Source organism: Bradyrhizobium sp. USDA 4503 (genome assembly GCF_054055815.1).
Map to the genome: position 1 here is coordinate 4,160,242 of NZ_JBSRXS010000001.1, position 16,754 is coordinate 4,176,995.

General features: G+C 64.5%; 18 protein-coding genes. 5 read left to right on the forward strand and 13 right to left on the reverse strand.

Annotation, left to right across the window (positions count from 1 at the left end):
• Window positions 1–38: 38 nt before the first annotated feature.
• The 3 genes from ACVMIH_RS20195 to ACVMIH_RS20205 all read right to left on the reverse strand — a co-directional run bounded on the left by ACVMIH_RS20195 (window position 39) and on the right by ACVMIH_RS20205 (window position 3,027).
• Entirely contained in the window at window positions 39–1,364 is a 1,326-nt protein-coding gene (locus ACVMIH_RS20195; protein WP_057016946.1) for an MFS transporter, read from the reverse strand.
• A 178-nt stretch (window positions 1,365–1,542) separates the two neighbouring features.
• Entirely contained in the window at window positions 1,543–2,706 is a 1,164-nt protein-coding gene (locus tag ACVMIH_RS20200) for a winged helix-turn-helix domain-containing protein (protein ID WP_057016945.1), read from the reverse strand.
• A gap of 78 nt (window positions 2,707–2,784) precedes the next feature.
• On the reverse strand, window positions 2,785–3,027 hold the full coding sequence (locus ACVMIH_RS20205) for a hypothetical protein (RefSeq protein WP_057017018.1): 243 nt from the start codon (window positions 3,025–3,027) through the stop codon (window positions 2,785–2,787).
• A gap of 157 nt (window positions 3,028–3,184) precedes the next feature.
• On the opposite strand from ACVMIH_RS20205, the gene ACVMIH_RS20210 reads away from it, so the two are divergent.
• Window positions 3,185–3,817 (forward strand): OmpA family protein, encoded by a 633-nt coding sequence (locus tag ACVMIH_RS20210; protein ID WP_057016944.1) that lies wholly within the window; start codon window positions 3,185–3,187, stop codon window positions 3,815–3,817.
• A 62-nt stretch (window positions 3,818–3,879) separates the two neighbouring features.
• Here ACVMIH_RS20210 and ACVMIH_RS20215 read toward each other — a convergent pair whose 3' ends face one another.
• From ACVMIH_RS20215 to ACVMIH_RS20230, 4 genes are all read right to left on the reverse strand, one after another.
• Window positions 3,880–5,184, reverse strand: coding sequence for a phospholipid carrier-dependent glycosyltransferase (locus ACVMIH_RS20215; RefSeq protein WP_456863114.1), 1,305 nt, complete (start codon window positions 5,182–5,184; stop codon window positions 3,880–3,882).
• Window positions 5,185–5,471: 287 nt separating this feature from the next.
• Complete coding sequence (locus ACVMIH_RS20220; RefSeq protein ID WP_057016943.1) at window positions 5,472–5,960, reverse strand: VOC family protein; 489 nt, start codon at window positions 5,958–5,960, stop codon at window positions 5,472–5,474.
• Window positions 5,961–5,989: 29 nt separating this feature from the next.
• Window positions 5,990–6,427, reverse strand: a complete 438-nt coding sequence (locus tag ACVMIH_RS20225) for a VOC family protein (RefSeq protein ID WP_057016942.1) — start codon at window positions 6,425–6,427, stop codon at window positions 5,990–5,992.
• A 106-nt stretch (window positions 6,428–6,533) separates the two neighbouring features.
• Window positions 6,534–7,550 (reverse strand): alpha/beta hydrolase, encoded by a 1,017-nt coding sequence (locus ACVMIH_RS20230; protein WP_057017017.1) that lies wholly within the window; start codon window positions 7,548–7,550, stop codon window positions 6,534–6,536.
• 216 nt (window positions 7,551–7,766) lie between these two features.
• Between ACVMIH_RS20230 and ACVMIH_RS20235 the strand changes: the two genes are divergently transcribed.
• Entirely contained in the window at window positions 7,767–9,293 is a 1,527-nt protein-coding gene (locus ACVMIH_RS20235) for an amidohydrolase family protein (RefSeq protein WP_057016941.1), read from the forward strand.
• 132 nt (window positions 9,294–9,425) lie between these two features.
• Here the strand turns inward: ACVMIH_RS20235 and ACVMIH_RS20240 are convergent, their stop codons facing one another.
• Complete coding sequence (locus tag ACVMIH_RS20240; RefSeq protein WP_076826100.1) at window positions 9,426–10,163, reverse strand: enoyl-CoA hydratase/isomerase family protein; 738 nt, start codon at window positions 10,161–10,163, stop codon at window positions 9,426–9,428.
• Between the two features lie 130 nt (window positions 10,164–10,293).
• Window positions 10,294–10,809 (reverse strand): cupin domain-containing protein, encoded by a 516-nt coding sequence (locus ACVMIH_RS20245; protein ID WP_057017016.1) that lies wholly within the window; start codon window positions 10,807–10,809, stop codon window positions 10,294–10,296.
• 146 nt (window positions 10,810–10,955) lie between these two features.
• Between ACVMIH_RS20245 and ACVMIH_RS20250 the strand changes: the two genes are divergently transcribed.
• Complete coding sequence (locus ACVMIH_RS20250) at window positions 10,956–11,159, forward strand: CsbD family protein (RefSeq protein WP_057016940.1); 204 nt, start codon at window positions 10,956–10,958, stop codon at window positions 11,157–11,159.
• Window positions 11,160–11,216: 57 nt separating this feature from the next.
• Here ACVMIH_RS20250 and ACVMIH_RS20255 read toward each other — a convergent pair whose 3' ends face one another.
• From ACVMIH_RS20255 to ggt, 3 genes are all read right to left on the reverse strand, one after another.
• On the reverse strand, window positions 11,217–12,224 hold the full coding sequence (locus tag ACVMIH_RS20255) for a D-2-hydroxyacid dehydrogenase family protein (RefSeq protein WP_057016939.1): 1,008 nt from the start codon (window positions 12,222–12,224) through the stop codon (window positions 11,217–11,219).
• A gap of 46 nt (window positions 12,225–12,270) precedes the next feature.
• A complete protein-coding gene (locus ACVMIH_RS20260) occupies window positions 12,271–12,729 on the reverse strand; it encodes an FKBP-type peptidyl-prolyl cis-trans isomerase (protein ID WP_143270760.1) in 459 nt (152 codons plus the stop codon).
• 263 nt (window positions 12,730–12,992) lie between these two features.
• On the reverse strand, window positions 12,993–14,579 hold the full coding sequence (ggt, locus tag ACVMIH_RS20265) for a gamma-glutamyltransferase (RefSeq protein ID WP_316394078.1): 1,587 nt from the start codon (window positions 14,577–14,579) through the stop codon (window positions 12,993–12,995).
• A 181-nt stretch (window positions 14,580–14,760) separates the two neighbouring features.
• On the opposite strand from ggt, the gene trhO reads away from it, so the two are divergent.
• Entirely contained in the window at window positions 14,761–15,552 is a 792-nt protein-coding gene (gene trhO / locus ACVMIH_RS20270; RefSeq protein ID WP_057016936.1) for an oxygen-dependent tRNA uridine(34) hydroxylase TrhO, read from the forward strand.
• The gene (locus ACVMIH_RS20275; protein ID WP_057016935.1) at window positions 15,545–15,760 is read left to right on the forward strand and encodes a SlyX family protein; all 216 of its coding nucleotides are present in this window, start codon (window positions 15,545–15,547) and stop codon (window positions 15,758–15,760) included. Before trhO ends, ACVMIH_RS20275 begins: the two co-directional genes overlap by 8 nt.
• Window positions 15,761–15,789: 29 nt before the next feature.
• Here ACVMIH_RS20275 and ACVMIH_RS20280 read toward each other — a convergent pair whose 3' ends face one another.
• Window positions 15,790–16,677, reverse strand: a complete 888-nt coding sequence (locus ACVMIH_RS20280; RefSeq protein ID WP_229189553.1) for a LysR family transcriptional regulator — start codon at window positions 16,675–16,677, stop codon at window positions 15,790–15,792.
• Window positions 16,678–16,754 lie beyond the last annotated feature (77 nt).

Genomic DNA, 16,754 nt, shown 5'->3' on the forward strand with positions numbered 1-16,754 from the left:
GTTACCCCATCTACGGGAACACGTGATTTGAGGGCGAGCTACCTCGCGCCGGCGAACTCGGTCTTGGTCTCATGGCTGCCGAGGAAAACCAGCAGGCCCGCGGCGAGCGGCAACAGCGACAGCACCAGCAGGCCGGTCGACGTGCTGCCGGTAGCCTCCTTGACCCAGCCGATCAGATAGGGCCCGCCGAAACCGGCGAGGTTGCCGATCGAGTTGATCAGCGCGATCGCGCCGGCCGCGGCAGTACCGGAGAGCCAGGCGGTCGGCAGCGTCCAGAACACCGCGAAGGTGCAGAACACGCCGATCGCGGCGACCGTCAGCACCACCATCGTCATGACCGGATCGGTGATGTAGCTGGAGACGGCGAGGGCCAGCGCGGTCAGCAGCAGCGGCGCGCCGACATGGAACACGCGCTCGCGGGTGGCATCGGAACGGCGCGCCCACAGGATCATCGCGACGGTGCCGAATGCGTACGGGATCGCGGTGACGAAGCCGGTCTGCGCGTTGGTCAGACCGAACGCCTTGACGATCTGCGGCAGCCAGAACTGCATGCCGTAGAGCGAGGCGACGAAACCGAAATAGATCGCGCTGAGCGCCAGCACCTTGGGCGAGGACAGCGCCTCGCCCAGCGTGAAATGCTTCGCCGCCTGCTTGGCCGCGACCTCGGCGTCGAGCTTCGCCTTGAGCCACGCCTTCTGCTCGGCCGAGAGCCACTCGGCCTTCTCCGGCCGGTCGGTCAGATAGAACCAGGTGACGATGCCGAGCAGCACCGAGGGAATGCCCTCGATGACGAACAGCCACTGCCAGCCCTTCAAGCCCATCACGCCGTCGAGGCCGAGCAACAGGCCGGAGATCGGCGCGCCGATCACGGTCGAAATCGGCACCGCGAGCGCGAAGGCGGCGAGGAAGCGCGCACGATACTCGGCCGGATACCAGTAGGTCAGATAGAGGATGATGCCGGGGAAGAAGCCGGCCTCGGCGACGCCGAGGAAGAAGCGCAGCGCGTAGAAGCTGTGCTCGTCATAGACCGCCGCCATCAACGCCGAGAGGATGCCCCAACTCACCATGATGCGGGCGATCCACTTGCTGGCGCCGAACCGCTCCAGCGCCAGATTGCTCGGCACCTCGAAGATGAAATAGCCGATGAAGAAGATGCCGGCGCCGAACGAGAACACCACCGGCGAGAACTTCAACTCGCTGTTCATGGTGAGCGCAGCGAAACCGAGATTGACGCGGTCGAGATAGGAGAAGAAGTAGGCCAGGATCAGGAACGGGATCAGCCGCCAGGAGATCGCGCGGATCGTCGACGTCTCGATCTCGCTGCGGGCGCCGCGATCGGGCGCGATGGTAGCTGTCTGGCTCATGAGCTTTCCCCGGGTGTTGCTTGCCGTGAGGATTATTGGCTGGCCCCACATTGAGCAATGGCAAAAACTCATAGCTCACAGCGCAAACGGGAAACCTGTGCGTTTTGTGCACGGCGTCATTGCGAGCCATCGGGCGCGCGTTCGCGCGACCCGTTGGCTCGCAATGACGGAGCCACCCCTATTCAGCCAGCTGGAAGCGCTCGAAGCGGTCGAGCTCTTCCTCGATGCGCCGCTTCAGCTCCTTGCGTGCCGCCTGCTTCTTGCCGTTGCCGACCCAGCTCCATTTCTGCATCAGGAGCTTCTTGTTCTGCCGGTCGGTCTTGAGGTCGAGGGCGGCGACGATGTCGTCGCCGACCAGCACCGGCAGCGCGAAATAGCCGAACAGGCGCTTCTCCTTCGGCACATAGGCCTCGAAACGGTGGCCATAGCCGAAGAACAGCTCGGTGCGCTTGCGCTGGATGATCAGCGGATCGAACGGCGAGAGGATGTGGACCAGGGTGGGATCACCCTCGCCGGTCGCGTCCAGCACCTCGGGCCGCGCCCAATGCTCCTGCTTGCCGGCGCCATCGAGCGCGATCCGCACCAGCTCCTTGCGGCGCACCCTCGCCTCGATCAGGCTGCGCACCGCCTTCTTGCTCGGCGCGTCGAGATGGCAGATCGAATCCAGGCTGACGATGCCCTGTGAGCGCAGCGCGCGGTCGAGCAGATAGGCCGTCCGGGCCGAGGCCGGGGCCGGCTTCGGCGGCTTGTCCCAGCCGAAGTGCCGGGTCATCAACTCATAGGTCTTCAGCATGCCGGCGCGCTCGCTGATCGTGACCACGCCGCCGTAGAAGGCGAGCTGCAGCGCGCGCTTGGAGGGCTTGCGGCTCTGCCAGAGATGCTCCTTCTCGGTCAGCACGTCGTCATCGATGTCGCGGATCGTCAGCGGACCGGCACGAAGCAGCCGCAGCACCTTGCGCGTATCCGCCGGGGTCACCGACGAGAACCATTTGTGGCCCTCGCGCTTGTGCGCCTTCATCGCCGGCAGGAAGAAGCCGATGTCCTTGGACGGAATGTAGGACAGCGCGTGCGTCCAGTACTCGAACACGCTCTTGTCCCGGCTCTGCGCCTGCTTGAGGTCGGCGCGGCGGTAGTCCGGAATGCGGCTGAACAGGATGTGGTGATGGCAGCGCTCGATCACGTTGATGGTGTCGATCTGCACATAGCCGAGATGATCGACGGCGGCCGCCACCGCTGATGCCCCTTCGCCGAACGGCACCTGGGTATCGAGCCGCTGCGCGCGCAGCCAGATATGGCGGGCGGCAGCATTGTTCAACGAAAGGGGTTCGGCGGCGCGGGACATTGCCCCAGCAATGTAGTGAGATTCGCGCAGCTGTGGAGAGCCGCGCGGCGGAAATCAGCTCCGCATCATTCGGAACGGCTACGTCGATCCGACGACCCGCCGCAACCACGGAACGTCCCCGATCGCCGCCGCGAGCGCGGCGCTTTCTCCATGGAAGATGCGGGACGAATGACCGCCGACCGGAAACCAGCCACGGCCATCTTCGACGTCCCGCCGATATTCCTCGAAGCCGATGCTGCCGTCCGGGCGAAGGAAGATATCGACGCAGCGCGAGGCAGCTTCGTCATTGATCGAGCGGAGGACACGATTGACGTTGGCCATGATGTCCTCGCTTCCCGTCTGCCTGCCTGGCGCAAGGCGGGGCGGCACACCCAACCGTGACCCAGATCACATTCCGGGCTTTGAACCGGTCCTATTCTTCCAGCATCAAAACGACAGCAAGCCGGATTGGCTAGCCCGACATTTGAGGACGAAAACCATGACCCGCTCTTTTTCCTTGTCTTTTCTGACAATCGGCGCCGCGCTGTCGATGACGGCGGGCGTCGCACTGGCCGGCAGCGAGGCCGTTCCGGCCGCACAGATTCTCAATGCGCTGAAGCCGAAGTCGGCCACCCGCGGCCTTTCCGCCGGCACGCAGGTCGACCTCGCGGCTTCCGCCAAGGAGGCAAGCTTCCTCAACACCGTCCGCAACCGGCAGACCCGTTCGTTGTCGCGCGTTGAACGCCAGGAGATCGCCGACATCGCGGCGAACAAGCCGAAGATCGATCTGGAGATCCACTTCGACTACAACTCGGCCGACATCAGCAAGGGCTCGACCCAGGCGGTGCAGGAGCTCGGCAAGGCACTGTCCGATGCCAGCATGAAGGGCTCGACCTTCGTCGTCGCCGGCCACACCGACGCGATCGGCGGCGAGGCCTATAACCAGGACCTATCGGAGCGCCGCGCCGACACCATCAAGAAATTTCTGGTCGAGCATTACGGCCTGAACGGCTCGGATCTCGTGACGGTCGGCTACGGCAAGACCCGGCCGAAGGACCCGAGCGCACCGATGGACCCGACCAATCGCCGCGTGCAGGTCGTCAACATGGATACCAAGACCGCCTCGCAGTAATCTCCCGCAGCCTCGATCCGCCTGCCATGCCCGGCAGGCGGATCACTTTGCTTTAAAGACCGTCATATCCAGCCCTGAAACAGCATCAGGCGGTTGAACGTCGCCATCGACGTCTCGATGACAGCGGCCGTGACCGGCAGCATCGCAACAAACCCTGCGCATCCAACCGCAACGAACGCCCACAGCAGCCAGCGCGGCGCACCCTTGCGCGTCAAGGCGTAGACCAGCACGAAGCTCGCGGTGGTCGCCGCGGGGAGATAGTAATAAATGAAACCGAGCGTGCGCGGCAGCAGAGCCCAGGCGAGATACGGGCCGAGGTAGAACGCCAGCACGAGAAATGCATCACGGCCGCGCCCGACGATCCAGTCGCGCAGCGCAATGATCAGCGCGATCAATGCCGGCCACAGCACCAACGGGTTGCCGAGGAGCACGATCGCGGCGAACCTGTCATCGTCGACCTTCTCGAACAGGTACCAGACCGGGCGCACCAGGAACGGCCAGGACGGCCATGAGCTCATATAGGTGTGGCCCGCGATGGCGGCCGTGGTGTTGTCGGCAAAGATGCGACGCTGCGCCTCCATGATATCCGTGAACGAGAGGCCGTAGAGCGGCACGAAGGTCGCGAGATAGACGGCCGCCGGGATCAGCACGAAGCAGACCATGAAGTGCGGAACACGAAAATCCGGCCAAAGCTCCGGCCGGTACCAATCCTCCGCATTGGCGTCGGCAAAGCGCGTGCGCCAGCCCTGCATCAAGCGGATCGCAGCGACGATCGCGATGCAGGTCGCGAGCACGAACAGCCCGCTCCATTTGCAGGCACTGGCAAGCCCCGCGAACAGCCCCGCCAGCGCAAGGGCGAATTGCGGCTGCTGTTGCCTGAAGCCGTGGACGAACGCCGCGATCGCGAACAGGCCGAAAGCGAGCGCGAAAATATCCAGCATCGCGATCCGCGACTGCACGAACAGCATCTGGTTGAAGAAGGCGAGCAGCGCGGCAGCGATCGCGCGTTGCTGCGACGCGAACAGCGCAAGCCCGCCGAGATAGACGCCGACCAGCGCCAGCGCACCGAACAGCGCCGCGGGATAGCGCCATCCGAGCGGCCCATCGCCGAATGCCTTGATCGAGAGGGCGATGATCTCCTTGGCAAGCGGCGGATGCATCGGATTGAGGATCGGGCCCTCGCGCACCGGCAGCAGCATCTGCCGCGCCGCCGGCACGTAATGCACCTCGTCGAAATAGAGCTTGTCCGGCGCCGTGATCCCGAGCAGCAGCACGACATGGGCGACGATGAAGACGATTGCCGCGACGATCGCCGTGCGCGCGGCGGGACGTCGCGGAACAGAAGGAGATTTGGATACGATGTTCAAAGGGCAAGCATGGTGCGAGGGGAACACAGCTTGTGACAAATATACGATATCAGCTGCATCCGCGATCCGTCGCCACGGTCATGTGACGGAACCATCGTGCCCATACTGTCATGCCCGCTTCATGCGGGGCATCGAGTACGCCGCGGCCTGTCGGCCGAGCACCGAAATCTCTGGAATGCTGGATCGCCCGGTCCGTCTACGCCAAGGCGTCGACGAGGCCACGAATCCCTGGCTCGCCGAAGCGTTAGCGAAGGCGGCGAGCCGGGCGATGCCAGCGAAGCCCTACCTCACGCCGCCGCCTCACCCTGATAGGCCCGGCGCAGGCCTTCGATATCGAGCTTGATCATCCCGAGCACGGCCTGCATCACACGCGCGGCGCCGGCGGCGTCGGGCCCGCCGAGATATTGGCGGACCGCCGCCGGCACGATCTGCCAAGCGACGCCGTAGCGATCGCGCAGCCAGCCACACTGCTCGGCGGTGCCGCCGGCCGCGAGCAACGCGTCCCACAGGCGATCGACCTCGGCCTGGTCTACACAGTCGATCGCGAACGAGACCGCGTGAGTATGCTCCATCCTCATCCCGCCGTTCAGCGCCATGAAGCGCTGACCGGCGAGCGTGAATTCGACCAGCAGCACCGTGCCGGCCTTTCCGCCGGGGCTGTCGATGACATTCTTCTGGACGGTCTCGATCCGCGAACCGGGCAGCAGCGAGACGTACAAGTTCGCGGCCTCCTCGGCCTCGCCGTTGAACCACAGGCAGGGAGATACCTTCGACATGCTGAGCTCCTCGTGATGGCGGGATGCGATCAGGCGGTCGCCGCGGCGGACTGCGCCTTCATCGCCGCCTCGACGTCCATCCACATCACTTCCCAGATGTGACCATCGGGATCCTCGAAGCTGCGGCCGTACATGAAGCCGTAATCCTGCTGCGGCGACGGATCGGCGCTGCCGCCCGCGCCCGTTGCCTTGGCGACGTAGCCGTCGACCGCGTCGCGGCTGTCGGCGGACAGGCAGATCAGCACTTCGCTCGTGGTTTTGGTGTCGGCAATTTTCTTCGGGGTGAATTCGCGGAACTTGTCGTGCGTCAGCAGCATGACGTGAATCGTGTCGGAGATCACCATGCAGGAGGCGGTGTGGTCGGAAAATTGCGCGTTCTTGGTCGCGCCGATCGCCTCATAGAAGGCGGTCGCGTGGGCGAGATTGCTGACCGGCAGGTTGACGAAGATCATTGTCGGCTTGGCCATGAAAGGCGCTCCTTTTCGCGGGGTTGTGCCCCGAGGACGAACCGCCTCGCCGCGTCCCGACATCACCGCGCCGATTTTTCTTGCGGCGTCCTGCCGCAGGGTGACGTCAGGTCACAATCGGTGTCGGCATGGTCAGGAATGCCCGCGTCACATGCCAGAACAGCTCCCGATTGGTGGCAAGCGCCACCGAATGGGCGGTGCCGGGCAGGATGATGAACTGCCGATCGCCGTTCGGCAGCTTGTTGAAGAACTCCTCGAGGTCCGGAACCGCGGCGATGCCGTCATATTCGCCGCGGACCAGCAGCACCGGCGCCAGCACCTTCTCCGGATGCACCACCGGCAAATTGGCGGTCATGTCGAGATAGGTGCCGGTCGGGATCTGGTCGCCGAACTGCATCTCGACATCGGCCAGCAGCTCGACCACGGCGGGGTCCGACGTGCCGGGCCTGTCGCGGGTTGCGATCGATCGGATCATGTCGCGGTCGCGTTTGCGCATGTTGTGGCTGCGATAATAGGCGAGTTGCTCGGCGCGCTTTGCCAGCGTCGGCGAGCCCTCGCCCTTGTAGGTGAAGGCCGCGAACACCAGCCGGTCGATGCGCTCGGGTGCGGCCATCGCGAATGCGCCGGCCCGCAGCGCGCCCGAGGATTCGCCGACGAAGTGATATCGCTCCTGCCCGGTCTCGCGCGCGATCACCTCGACCGCGGCCTTCAGATCCTCGACGCCGCTTGCAATATCCGCATTGCCCGACGTGCGGCCGGACTTGCCGTAGTTCTCGTGGTCCATGGTCCAGCAATCGAAGCCGTAGCGGGCAAATGTGTTCAGCAGCGAATACTCGCCCTTGCCCGGCACCGTGAGGTCGAACACCCGTGATGTCACCGACGAGCCGTGGACGAAGAACACCACCGGCCGCGCGGGCTCGCCCGGCTTCGGCGCACCGATCCGCTTGCGGAACATCCACAAGGGGATGTCATCCTTCTTCGCCCAGTATTCGTTGCTCCATATTTCTCCTTCGACAGGAACCGCGGGCACTGCCTGTGCCGACGCTGCGCCGAACACGCCGGCGGCCGTTGCAATGCCGATGCCTTTGATCATGCTGCGCCGCGAATGGTCAGATGACATCATGGTTCGCTCCCTTCCGGATTTCTTCGTCCGATCCGGCGCGATCGAGCATAGCAGCGGGCATGTCCGGTTGCGCGACGGGCGCATCTCGCCTCCGCCAATCCGATGCACGATTTTGTGAATGCGTTTTCCGGCAAACGGCGCGGACGACGGGCGGACTTGGTCCTAGTCTCCGCGGCGATCCGACCGGAAAAATCCGGCGAGAAGTGGGAGCGAAGAATGAGCAGCAATCTCACCGACGATGAACTTGCCGCCTTGATGCCCTCCGAACTGTGCCAGCACCAGACGCCGATCCCGACCCAGATCGTCTCCAGCGACGAATTCTATCCCGACCCGCAGAATGAACGGCAGCGCGAGGTCGAGGCGCGGCTGCTCGCGATGGCCGACGATCTCGGCGGCAAGCAGGGCCTCGACCGCCGCAGATTCTTCCAGACCGCGGCCGGCATGGCCGCCTCCTTCGTCGCGATGAACCAGGTCTACGGGGAGCTGTTCGCCGTGACGCCGGCGGAGGCCGCGACACCCGCAATGGCGCAGGAGCGCGCCAACTCCCTCAAAGACCAGTTCATCATGGACATGCACACGCATTTCCTGCGCGACGACACCCGCATCATGGGTTTTGTGGAAATGCGCAAGGCGGTCGGCAAGGCCGGCTGGAACAAGGAGCTCAACGATCACGAGCAGACCATCGAGGATCTCAAGTTCAACAACTACAAGAAGGAGATGTTTCTCGATTCCGACACCAAGATCGCGCTGATCTCCTCGGCGCCGTCGGATATCGAGCAGGACTGGTTCCTGACCAACGAGCAGATGGCCGACGCGCGCAAGAAAATGAACGACGAGGCCGGCTCGCGGCGCGTGTTCTGCCACGCCATCTTCACGCCCGGGCAGCCCGGCTGGCTCGACAAGCTCGACGCCGCATTGGCGCTGAAGCCGGAATCCTGCAAGGGCTACACGATCGGCGACAACACCCACAAGGAGATCAGCCGCTACCCCTGGCGGCTGGACGACGAGAAGGTCGCCTACAAGGGTTATGAGAAGATGGTGAAGGCGGGCATCAAGAACGTCTGCGTCCACAAGGGACTGTTTCCGCCCGGGATCGAGAAACAGTATCCGAATCTGCGCGGCTTCGCCGACGTTGCCGATGTCGGAAAGGCCGCCAAGGACTGGCCGCAGCTCAACTTCATCATCTACCACTCGGCCTATCGCCATGTCGGCGGCGATCCGAAGGTCGCGCTCGCCGAGTTCGAGCGCACCGGCCGCGTCGCCTGGACCTCGGATCTCGCCGACATCCCGGCGCAGTACGGCGTCAACAATGTCTATGGCGACGTCGGACAATTGTTCGCGACCACGCTGGTCGCCGAGCCCAATGTCTGCGCCGCGCTGATGGGTACCTTGATCAAGGGGCTCGGCGCCGACCACGTCTGCTGGGGTACCGATGCGCTGTGGACCGGCGCGCCGCAATGGCAGATCGAGGGCCTGCGGCGGCTGGAGATCCCGGAGATGATGCAGAAGAAGTTCGGCTATGCACCGCTCGGCCCCGCCGACGGGCCGGTGAAGACGGCGATCTTCGGCGACAACAACGCCCGACTCTACAACATCCAGCCGAAGCGCGCGATGCTCGACCTCAAGGGCGACCGCTTTGCGATGATGAAGGCGCAGTATGAGAAGGCCGGCCCCGAACCGTCGAACACGCGTTACGGCTATGTCGTACCGAACGGTGTGATCGATCACCGGGTGTTTGCGTAGGGGTTAGGCCCCGTCATTGCGAGCGCAGCGAAGCAATCCATTTCTCCGCTCAGGGACAGATGGATTGCTTCGTCGCTTCAGCGCAAGATTGCCTGCAATTTTGTCGCGAGCCCCTCGCAATGACGGAAAAGGTCACTTCCCCGTAAACCTGGGCTTGCGCTTCTCGCTGAACGCCCTGGCGCCTTCCTTGAGGTCGTCGCTGTCCTTGATGGCGTCGAGCTGCCGGCGCACCTCGGCGACCGTCTCCAGCGGCCCCTTCGGCATCGCGTCACGGGCGAGCTTCTTGAGCGCCTGCACCACCAGCGGCGCGTTGCCCGCGATCTTGGCCGCCAGCTCCTGCGCCGCCGCAAGGTGCTGCCCCGGTGGCGTGATGCGGTTGACGAAGCCGATCTGGTAGGCCCGCTCGGCCGACAGCTCCTCGCCGACGAGCAGGAACTCCATCGCGATCTTGTGCGGCATGCGGGCCAGCACCGAGGAGACACCGCCGCCGGTGGTGCCGATCTTGGCTTCCGGATAGACGAACCGCGTCGTCTCCGAGGCGACGCAGATGTCGGCCATCTGCACCAAAACGAAGCCGCCGCCCACCACCCAGCCCGAGGTCGCCGCGATCACCGGCTTGTCCAGCTCGACACCGAGCCCGGGCACCGCCTGCCACATATTGGCGGGGAAATCCCGGACGTCGGCGCCGACACAGAAGTACTTCTCCTCGGCCGAAGCCAGCACCGCGACGCGGTCATCGCTGTCGCGAAAGCGCCGCCAGGCTTGCTGCAACTCGTCGCACAGCGCGTTGTTGAGCGCGTTGTGCGAGGAGACGCGGTCCATCGTGATGGTCGCGACGTGGTCGGCGCTCTCGTAACGCACGAGCGTCATGCTGGCCTCCCTGGTATCTCAGCCCTTCCTGGGATGTCGTTCCGGGGCGCGCATAGCGCGAACCCGGAACCTCGAGATTCCGGCGTTCTCGCTTCGCGAGCTCCGGAATGACAGCATAGCGGCGCCGCGGCTATTTCTTCTCGTCGGGATGGCGGTGCACCGGGTCGACCCACAGCACGGTCTCCGGCTTCTCGATCGGCTCGATATCGAGGTTGATCGCAACCGCCTCGCCGTCGGAGCGCACCAGCACGCATTCCAGCACCTCGTCGCGGCTGGCATTGATCTCCTGATGCGGCACGTAGGGCGGCACGAAGATGAAATCGCCGGGGCCGGCCTCGGCGGTGAACTGCAGCTTCTCGCCCCAGCGCATCCGCGCCTTGCCCTTCACGACATAGATGATGCTTTCGAGATGGCCGTGATGATGCGCGCCGGTCTTGGCATCCGGCTTGATGCTGACGGTGCCTGCCCACAATTTCTGCGCCCCGACCCGGGCAAAATTGATCGCGGCCTTGCGGTCCATGCCGGCGGTCGACGGCACGTTCGGATCGAGCTGGTTGCCGGGAATCACGCGGACGCCGTCGTGCTTCCAGCGCTCGTCGTGATGGTGATGGTCGTGGGAATGGGTGTGATCGTGGGAACCGCTCATCATTCTTGCTTTCGTTGGCCTGATTTCGTGCGTGGAACGCTAGCGAAAAGCAGCCGCGCAGGCGAGCGGAAAATCGGAACCTCGCCGAATCGGAACATCGCCATGTTCCGGCGCGTTACCTCAGCGTATTCCGAAGGAGTAATTTCATGGGTAGCGCGACCGATAGGATCAAGGGCACGGCCAACGAGGCGATCGGCAGGTTCAAGCGGCGTCTTGGCAAGGTCACCGGCTCTCCGGCGATGCAGGGCCGAGGCGCGATCCTGGAAGCCAAGGGCAAGGGACAGAAGGCACTCGGCGGCATCAAGAGGATTGTCGGCAGGGTGACCTCAGCGGCTCACTGGCCTCGCTGAACGAGAGATGACACGGCCGCCCCATCGAGCCGGCCGATCGAGCATGAACGACGCTGCTCAGCCGCGCGGGCGCGGATGTGCCAGCACATCCGGATGTGCCAGAACATCCGGGTTCACGACATTGGTCGGCGTGCCGGCCGCGTAGGCCAATATCTGGTCGAAGATGTCGGTGAACTGGATTTCGTACTCGTCGCGCGAGACGTAGCCGAGATGCGGCGTGCAGACCACATTGTCCATGTTGAGCAGCGGGTCCGCCGTGTCGCGCAGCGGCTCCTTCTCGTAGACGTCGATCGCGGCCATGCCTGGCCGGCCGGCACGCAACGCGTTGACCAGCGCGCCGGGCTCGATCAGCGGCGCGCGGCTGGTGTTGACGATCAGCGCGGTCTGCTTCATCCGCGCGAGGTCTTCCGCCTTGACGATGCCGCGCGTCGCGTCGACCAGCCGCATATGCAGCGACAGCACGTCGCAGCGGGCGAAGAAATCCGCCTTGCTGGCTGATGTCTCATAGCCGTCGGCACGCGCCTTCGCCATCGCCGGCTCGCGCGCCCAGACCAGCACGTTCATGCCGAACGCCTTGCCATAGCCCGCGACCACGGCGCCGATGCGACCATAGCCATAGATGCCGAGCGTCTTGCCGCGCAGCGTATGGCCAACGCCGATCTGCCACTTGCCGGCCTTGAGCGCCGCCATCTGTTGCGGGATCGCGCGCATCGCCGCAAGGATCATGCCCCAGGTGAACTCGGCGGTGGCGTAGGACGGCGTATCGGCATGCTGGCTCGACGACACGATGATGCCAAGCCGCGTGCAGGTGTCGATGTCGATATGCGGATAGACGCTGCGCTGGCTGATCAGCTTCAGCTTCGGCAGACGTTCGAGCAGCGGCGTGCGGATCTGGGTTCGCTCGCGGATCAGGACCAGCGCTTCGGTATCGCGCAGCCGTTCGGCGAGCGCATCGACGTCCTGGACATGATCGTTCCAGATCTTGACGTCATACCCGTCGAGCTTGCGGTAGCAATCGAGGGTGCGCAGCGTGTCGAAATAATCGTCGAGGATCGAAATCTTCATCGCTGCGCCCCTGTTGCTGTGGGCCGGTTACTTGACGCCCATCGGCTTATTTGACGCCAAGCAGTTCGACGTCGAACAACAGCGTGGCGTTCGGCGGGATCACGCCGCCGGCGCCGCGCGCGCCGTAGCCGAGGTTCGGCGGGATGATCAGGGTGCGCTTGCCGCCGACCTTCATGGTGGCGACGCCCTCGTCCCAGCCCTTGATCACGTGACCCTGGCCGATCGGAAACTCGAACGGCTCGTTGCGATCGACGGAGGAGTCGAATTTCTTGCCCTTCTGGCCGTTCTCGTAGAGCCAGCCGGTATAGTGCATGACGCAGGTCTGGCCGGTCTTCGGCGAGGCGCCGGTGCCGACCTTGCTGTCGATGATCTGGAGGCCTGAAGCTGTGGTCATGGGCTTTCCTGCAGTTTGGGCCGTTGCCGTCCCGCTGACAACGGACGTGGAGACTGCCGCCGCAAGGCCGGCGAATGCAGTCTTGATGATCGTGCGTCGGGAAGATCGCATCTTGCACCTCTCGTGAAGGACGGCCGTCTCTAGCCCAGTGCGGGTCGAATCCCTAGCCATTTTTCAGTGACCGGCCGTGCCGACGTCGCGGTCCAGCGCAAAATCGCCGAGCAATGGCGACGACGCGCTCGCGATGAGATCACCGATCAGTTGCGCCGCCAGATACGAGTAGGTGATGCCGGTGACGGGCTTCCGTCGGGCAGGACTAGCCCCCCCCCCGCGACAACACCTTGTTTCCGCCGGCCCCTGATCGGCCGCGACAATCAGTAGCCGAGCGCGCAGCCGTCCTTGCGCGGATCGGAGCCGCCGGTCAGCGTCCCCTTGTCCCAATCGATCCAGATGCCCTGCCCGCCGCCGAGCGGCGCGACCACGCTGGTGGTCTTGTGACCGATCTTCTTCAGGCCTTCGACGATCTCCGCCGGCACAGAGTCCTCGAGCTGGTAGACGCCTTCGTAGTGCAGGCCGCGCGGCATATCGATGGCTTCCTGGATGTCGCAGCCATAGTCGAGCATGTTGGTCAGCACACGGGTCTGGCCGACCGGCTGGTACTGCCCGCCCATCACGCCGTACGGCATCAGCGCGCGGCCGTTCCTGGTGACCAGCGCCGGGATGATGGTGTGCAGCGGACGCTTGCCCGGTGCGATGCAATTCGGATGTCCGGGCTGGACGCGGAAGCCGCCGGCGCGGTTCTGCAGCAGGACGCCGGTCTTGTTGGAGACGATCGCCGAGCCGAACGAATGCGCGATCGAATTGATGAACGAGCAGACGTTGCGATCCTTGTCGACCACCGTGATGTAGACCGTCGACGGATTCATCGGCGGCGCGACGTTCGGCAGTTCGAGCAGCCGGTCCATCCGGATGTTCTTGATGTGCTCTTCGGCGAATTCCCTGGCGAGGATGCCGGCAACGTCGACATGCACGTGCTGGGGATCGCCGATATGCTGCTCGCGCATCATGTAGGCGATGCGTGCCGCCTCGGCCTCGAGATGGAAGCGCTCGATGCTGAGCGGCTTGAACTTGGTCAGGTCGAAGCGCGACAGGATGTTGAGCATGACCAGCATGGTGATGCCGGGGCCGTTCGGCGGGCACTGCCAGACGTCGTAGCCCTTGTACATCGTGCCGATCGGCGAGGTCGCCTCGGTCGAGTGCGCGGCGAAGTCCTCGAGCGTGTGCAGGCCGCCGATGCCGCGCAGCGTGTCGACCATGTCGGCGGCGATCTCGCCGCTATAGAAGGCGTCGCGGCCCTTTTGCGCGATCGCGCGCAGCGTCTTGCCGAGCTCGGGCTGGCGGATCACGTCGCCGGCAACCGCGGGCCTGCCGTGCGGCAACAGATAGCGCTCGGTGTTGGTGCCGTTCTTCAGCTTCTCGAAGCCGTTCTTCCAGTCGAAGGCGATGCGCGGCGCGACCACGTAGCCCTCTTCGGCGGCCTTGATCGCGGGCTGCAGCAGCCGGTCGAAGCCGAACTTGCCGTGGTCCTTCAGGATCACGTCCCAGGCATCGACCGCGCCGGGAATGCTGACCGCATGTGCCGAGGTCAGCGGCACCGAATGGATCTTGCGCTCGAGATACCAGTCGGCGGTCGCCGCCATCGGCGCCCGGCCGCTGCCGTTATAGGCGGTGATCTTGCCTTCCCCCCTCGGCTGGATCAGCGCGAAGCAGTCGCCGCCGATGCCGGTCGATTGCGGCTCGATGACGCCGAGCAGCGCACAGGCTGCAACCGCCGCGTCGGCGGCCGTGCCGCCCTCGCGCATCACCTCGATGGCCGCGAGCGCCGCTTCCGGATGCGACGTCGCCACCATCGCGTTCTGGGCGTGGACCGTGGAACGGCCGGCGAAATGGAAATTCCTCATAACGGAGTGCTCGCTTGATCGTGATGGTCTGATGCGGCTGCGGCGGATGATGCCAAGGGAGTACAAAGTACATGGCACACTCATCCCCGGCTGAGCAATGCCTGGCATGCCAGGGGAATTATCCCGACAATGCATGGCTTTGCGGGTTTCGCCGGCCTGGCCGGCCTGATAAACCCCGGCGATGCCCTTCAAGGTCGCCGCCTTCTACCAGTTCGCCGCGCTGCCGGACTTCCGCGCGCTGCGCGAGCCGCTGCGCGCGTTCTGCGCCGGGCTCGATCTCAAGGGCAGCGTGCTGCTCGCCCATGAGGGCATCAACGGCACCATTGCCGGCACCGGCCAAGGCATCGATGACTTCATTGCGGAGCTCAGGCACGGAGCACTGTTCGGCGGCCGCCTCGACAATCTCGAGCTGAAGTTCTCCGAAGCGGCGCAGATGCCATTCCAGCGGCTCAAGGTGCGGCTGAAAAGGGAGATCGTCACGCTCGGCGACACCACGGTCGATCCGACGCGGCAGGTCGGCACCTATGTCGATGCCGCCGACTGGAACGAGCTGATCGCCGCGCCTGACATCGTGGTGCTCGATACCCGCAACGCGTTCGAGGTCGCGATGGGCACGTTCGAAGGCGCGGTGGATCCCAGGATCGCGAGCTTTGGACAATTCAAGGAATTTGCGGCGCGGCACCTCGATCCGGCCAAGCACCGCAGGATTGCGATGTTCTGCACCGGCGGCATCCGCTGCGAGAAGGCCAGCGCCTATCTGCTCGCGCAAGGTTTTGCCGAGGTCTATCACCTCAAGGGCGGCATTCTGAAATATCTCGAGGAAACCCCGCAGCTGGACAGCCGCTGGCGCGGCGACTGTTTTGTGTTCGACGAGCGTGTCGCGCTCGGCCACGGCCTGCGCGAGCGCGCGGGTGCGCGTTCGAGCGACGCGGAGCGCGAGAGTACCCCCTGCGAGGCTGCCGTCCATGAATGACACGGCCAAGCTGAGCGAGCGGATCGATGCGCTGGAGGTTCGCCTGACCTATCAGGACGAAACCATCGAGACGCTGAACCAGACCATCACGGCACAATGGAAGCAGATCGACGCGCTGACGCGCCAGATCGCCGAGTTGCGCGACCGGCTTCAGGAGGCCGAACGCCAGGCGCCCGGCCCCGCCAACGAACGCCCACCGCACTATTGATCGGTGCCGCCGGACCGCGGCAGCACCAGCTACATGTTGCTCACCTGACGCATCGGCTTCGCGCCGCTGAAGAACAGGCTGGACAACCGCTGCACCATCGCCGTGGCGCGGCTGCCTTCGAGACCAGGGCGAACGCACAGCAGGCGCTTCTGCAACGGAAGCTCCGGAAGATAATAGTCCTTCGCCGAGATCAGCGAGGACGGGATCATCCGCTCGGGGCACGCCGTCAGGCCGTACCCGGCCCGGGCGGCTTCCAGTCGCAGCTGGTGGTTCGGGCTCCTGAACACGATCTTGTACGTGATGTTGTGCTTGGTGAGCGTCCGGATCATCCAGTCGTCACCTGGCCAGGCCAGGATCGGGATCGGGGCGCCCGGCCGCAGCACAAAATCGCGCGATCGCACCCACACCGACCGCTCCTCGGCTTCGGCGGCGATCGTCACCTCGTCTTCGTTCTCCTGCGAAGGGTTGCTGTAGACGAACGCGATGTCGATGTAGCCGTCGATCACCCCCCTGATGACGGCCGGTGACATGTCGGCGTGCAGCAGAACGTCGGCGAGTGCATCGGAGGGATGCAGCTTCAGGAATTCCTCCGCGAGCATCGTGCTGATTCCCAGCCGCAACGGCTGGGGTCCTTCATGATTGCCGCCGAGCCGAAGCAGTTGATCGTTGGCTTCGAGGATGCGCCTCGCCTGCTGCACGGCGACCTTGCCGAGCTCGGTGGTCGTGGTGCCGTTTGCGGTTCTGACGAAGAGTGCGCCACCAATCAGGCTTTGCAGGCGCTTGACCTGCGAACTGATCGCCGGCTGGCTGAGGCCGAGACGCTCCCCGGCTTTCGACAGGCTGCCTGTCTCCGCGATCGCAACGACGGTACGAACGATTTCAGTAGGAATATTCAAATGCTGACGCGGTCTATGCATCGCGAGCCCTCCAGTCTCAGCACGGGACGCAATTCCAATCTCCACAGTATGCCATCAGGCTATACTAACATTTGGTT

What these genes read in the sequence shown, in the direction of transcription:
- ACVMIH_RS20220 (WP_057016943.1), bottom strand. Translation starts at nt 5,960, where the DNA reads ATGTCGAAGGTATCTCCCTGCCTGTGGTTCAACGGCGAGGCCGAGGAG.
- ACVMIH_RS20280 (WP_229189553.1), bottom strand. Translation starts at nt 16,677, where the DNA reads ATGCATAGACCGCGTCAGCATTTGAATATTCCTACTGAAATCGTTCGT.
- ggt (WP_316394078.1), bottom strand. Translation starts at nt 14,579, where the DNA reads ATGAGGAATTTCCATTTCGCCGGCCGTTCCACGGTCCACGCCCAGAAC.
- ACVMIH_RS20240 (WP_076826100.1), bottom strand. Translation starts at nt 10,163, where the DNA reads ATGACGCTCGTGCGTTACGAGAGCGCCGACCACGTCGCGACCATCACG.
- ACVMIH_RS20255 (WP_057016939.1), bottom strand. Translation starts at nt 12,224, where the DNA reads ATGAAGATTTCGATCCTCGACGATTATTTCGACACGCTGCGCACCCTC.
- ACVMIH_RS20260 (WP_143270760.1), bottom strand. Translation starts at nt 12,729, where the DNA reads ATGCGATCTTCCCGACGCACGATCATCAAGACTGCATTCGCCGGCCTT.
- ACVMIH_RS20225 (WP_057016942.1), bottom strand. Translation starts at nt 6,427, where the DNA reads ATGGCCAAGCCGACAATGATCTTCGTCAACCTGCCGGTCAGCAATCTC.
- ACVMIH_RS20250 (WP_057016940.1), top strand. Translation starts at nt 10,956, where the DNA reads ATGGGTAGCGCGACCGATAGGATCAAGGGCACGGCCAACGAGGCGATC.
- ACVMIH_RS20235 (WP_057016941.1), top strand. Translation starts at nt 7,767, where the DNA reads ATGAGCAGCAATCTCACCGACGATGAACTTGCCGCCTTGATGCCCTCC.
- ACVMIH_RS20205 (WP_057017018.1), bottom strand. Translation starts at nt 3,027, where the DNA reads ATGGCCAACGTCAATCGTGTCCTCCGCTCGATCAATGACGAAGCTGCC.
- ACVMIH_RS20230 (WP_057017017.1), bottom strand. Translation starts at nt 7,550, where the DNA reads ATGATGTCATCTGACCATTCGCGGCGCAGCATGATCAAAGGCATCGGC.
- ACVMIH_RS20200 (WP_057016945.1), bottom strand. Translation starts at nt 2,706, where the DNA reads ATGTCCCGCGCCGCCGAACCCCTTTCGTTGAACAATGCTGCCGCCCGC.
- ACVMIH_RS20210 (WP_057016944.1), top strand. Translation starts at nt 3,185, where the DNA reads ATGACCCGCTCTTTTTCCTTGTCTTTTCTGACAATCGGCGCCGCGCTG.
- ACVMIH_RS20195 (WP_057016946.1), bottom strand. Translation starts at nt 1,364, where the DNA reads ATGAGCCAGACAGCTACCATCGCGCCCGATCGCGGCGCCCGCAGCGAG.
- ACVMIH_RS20245 (WP_057017016.1), bottom strand. Translation starts at nt 10,809, where the DNA reads ATGAGCGGTTCCCACGATCACACCCATTCCCACGACCATCACCATCAC.
- trhO (WP_057016936.1), top strand. Translation starts at nt 14,761, where the DNA reads ATGCCCTTCAAGGTCGCCGCCTTCTACCAGTTCGCCGCGCTGCCGGAC.
- ACVMIH_RS20275 (WP_057016935.1), top strand. Translation starts at nt 15,545, where the DNA reads ATGAATGACACGGCCAAGCTGAGCGAGCGGATCGATGCGCTGGAGGTT.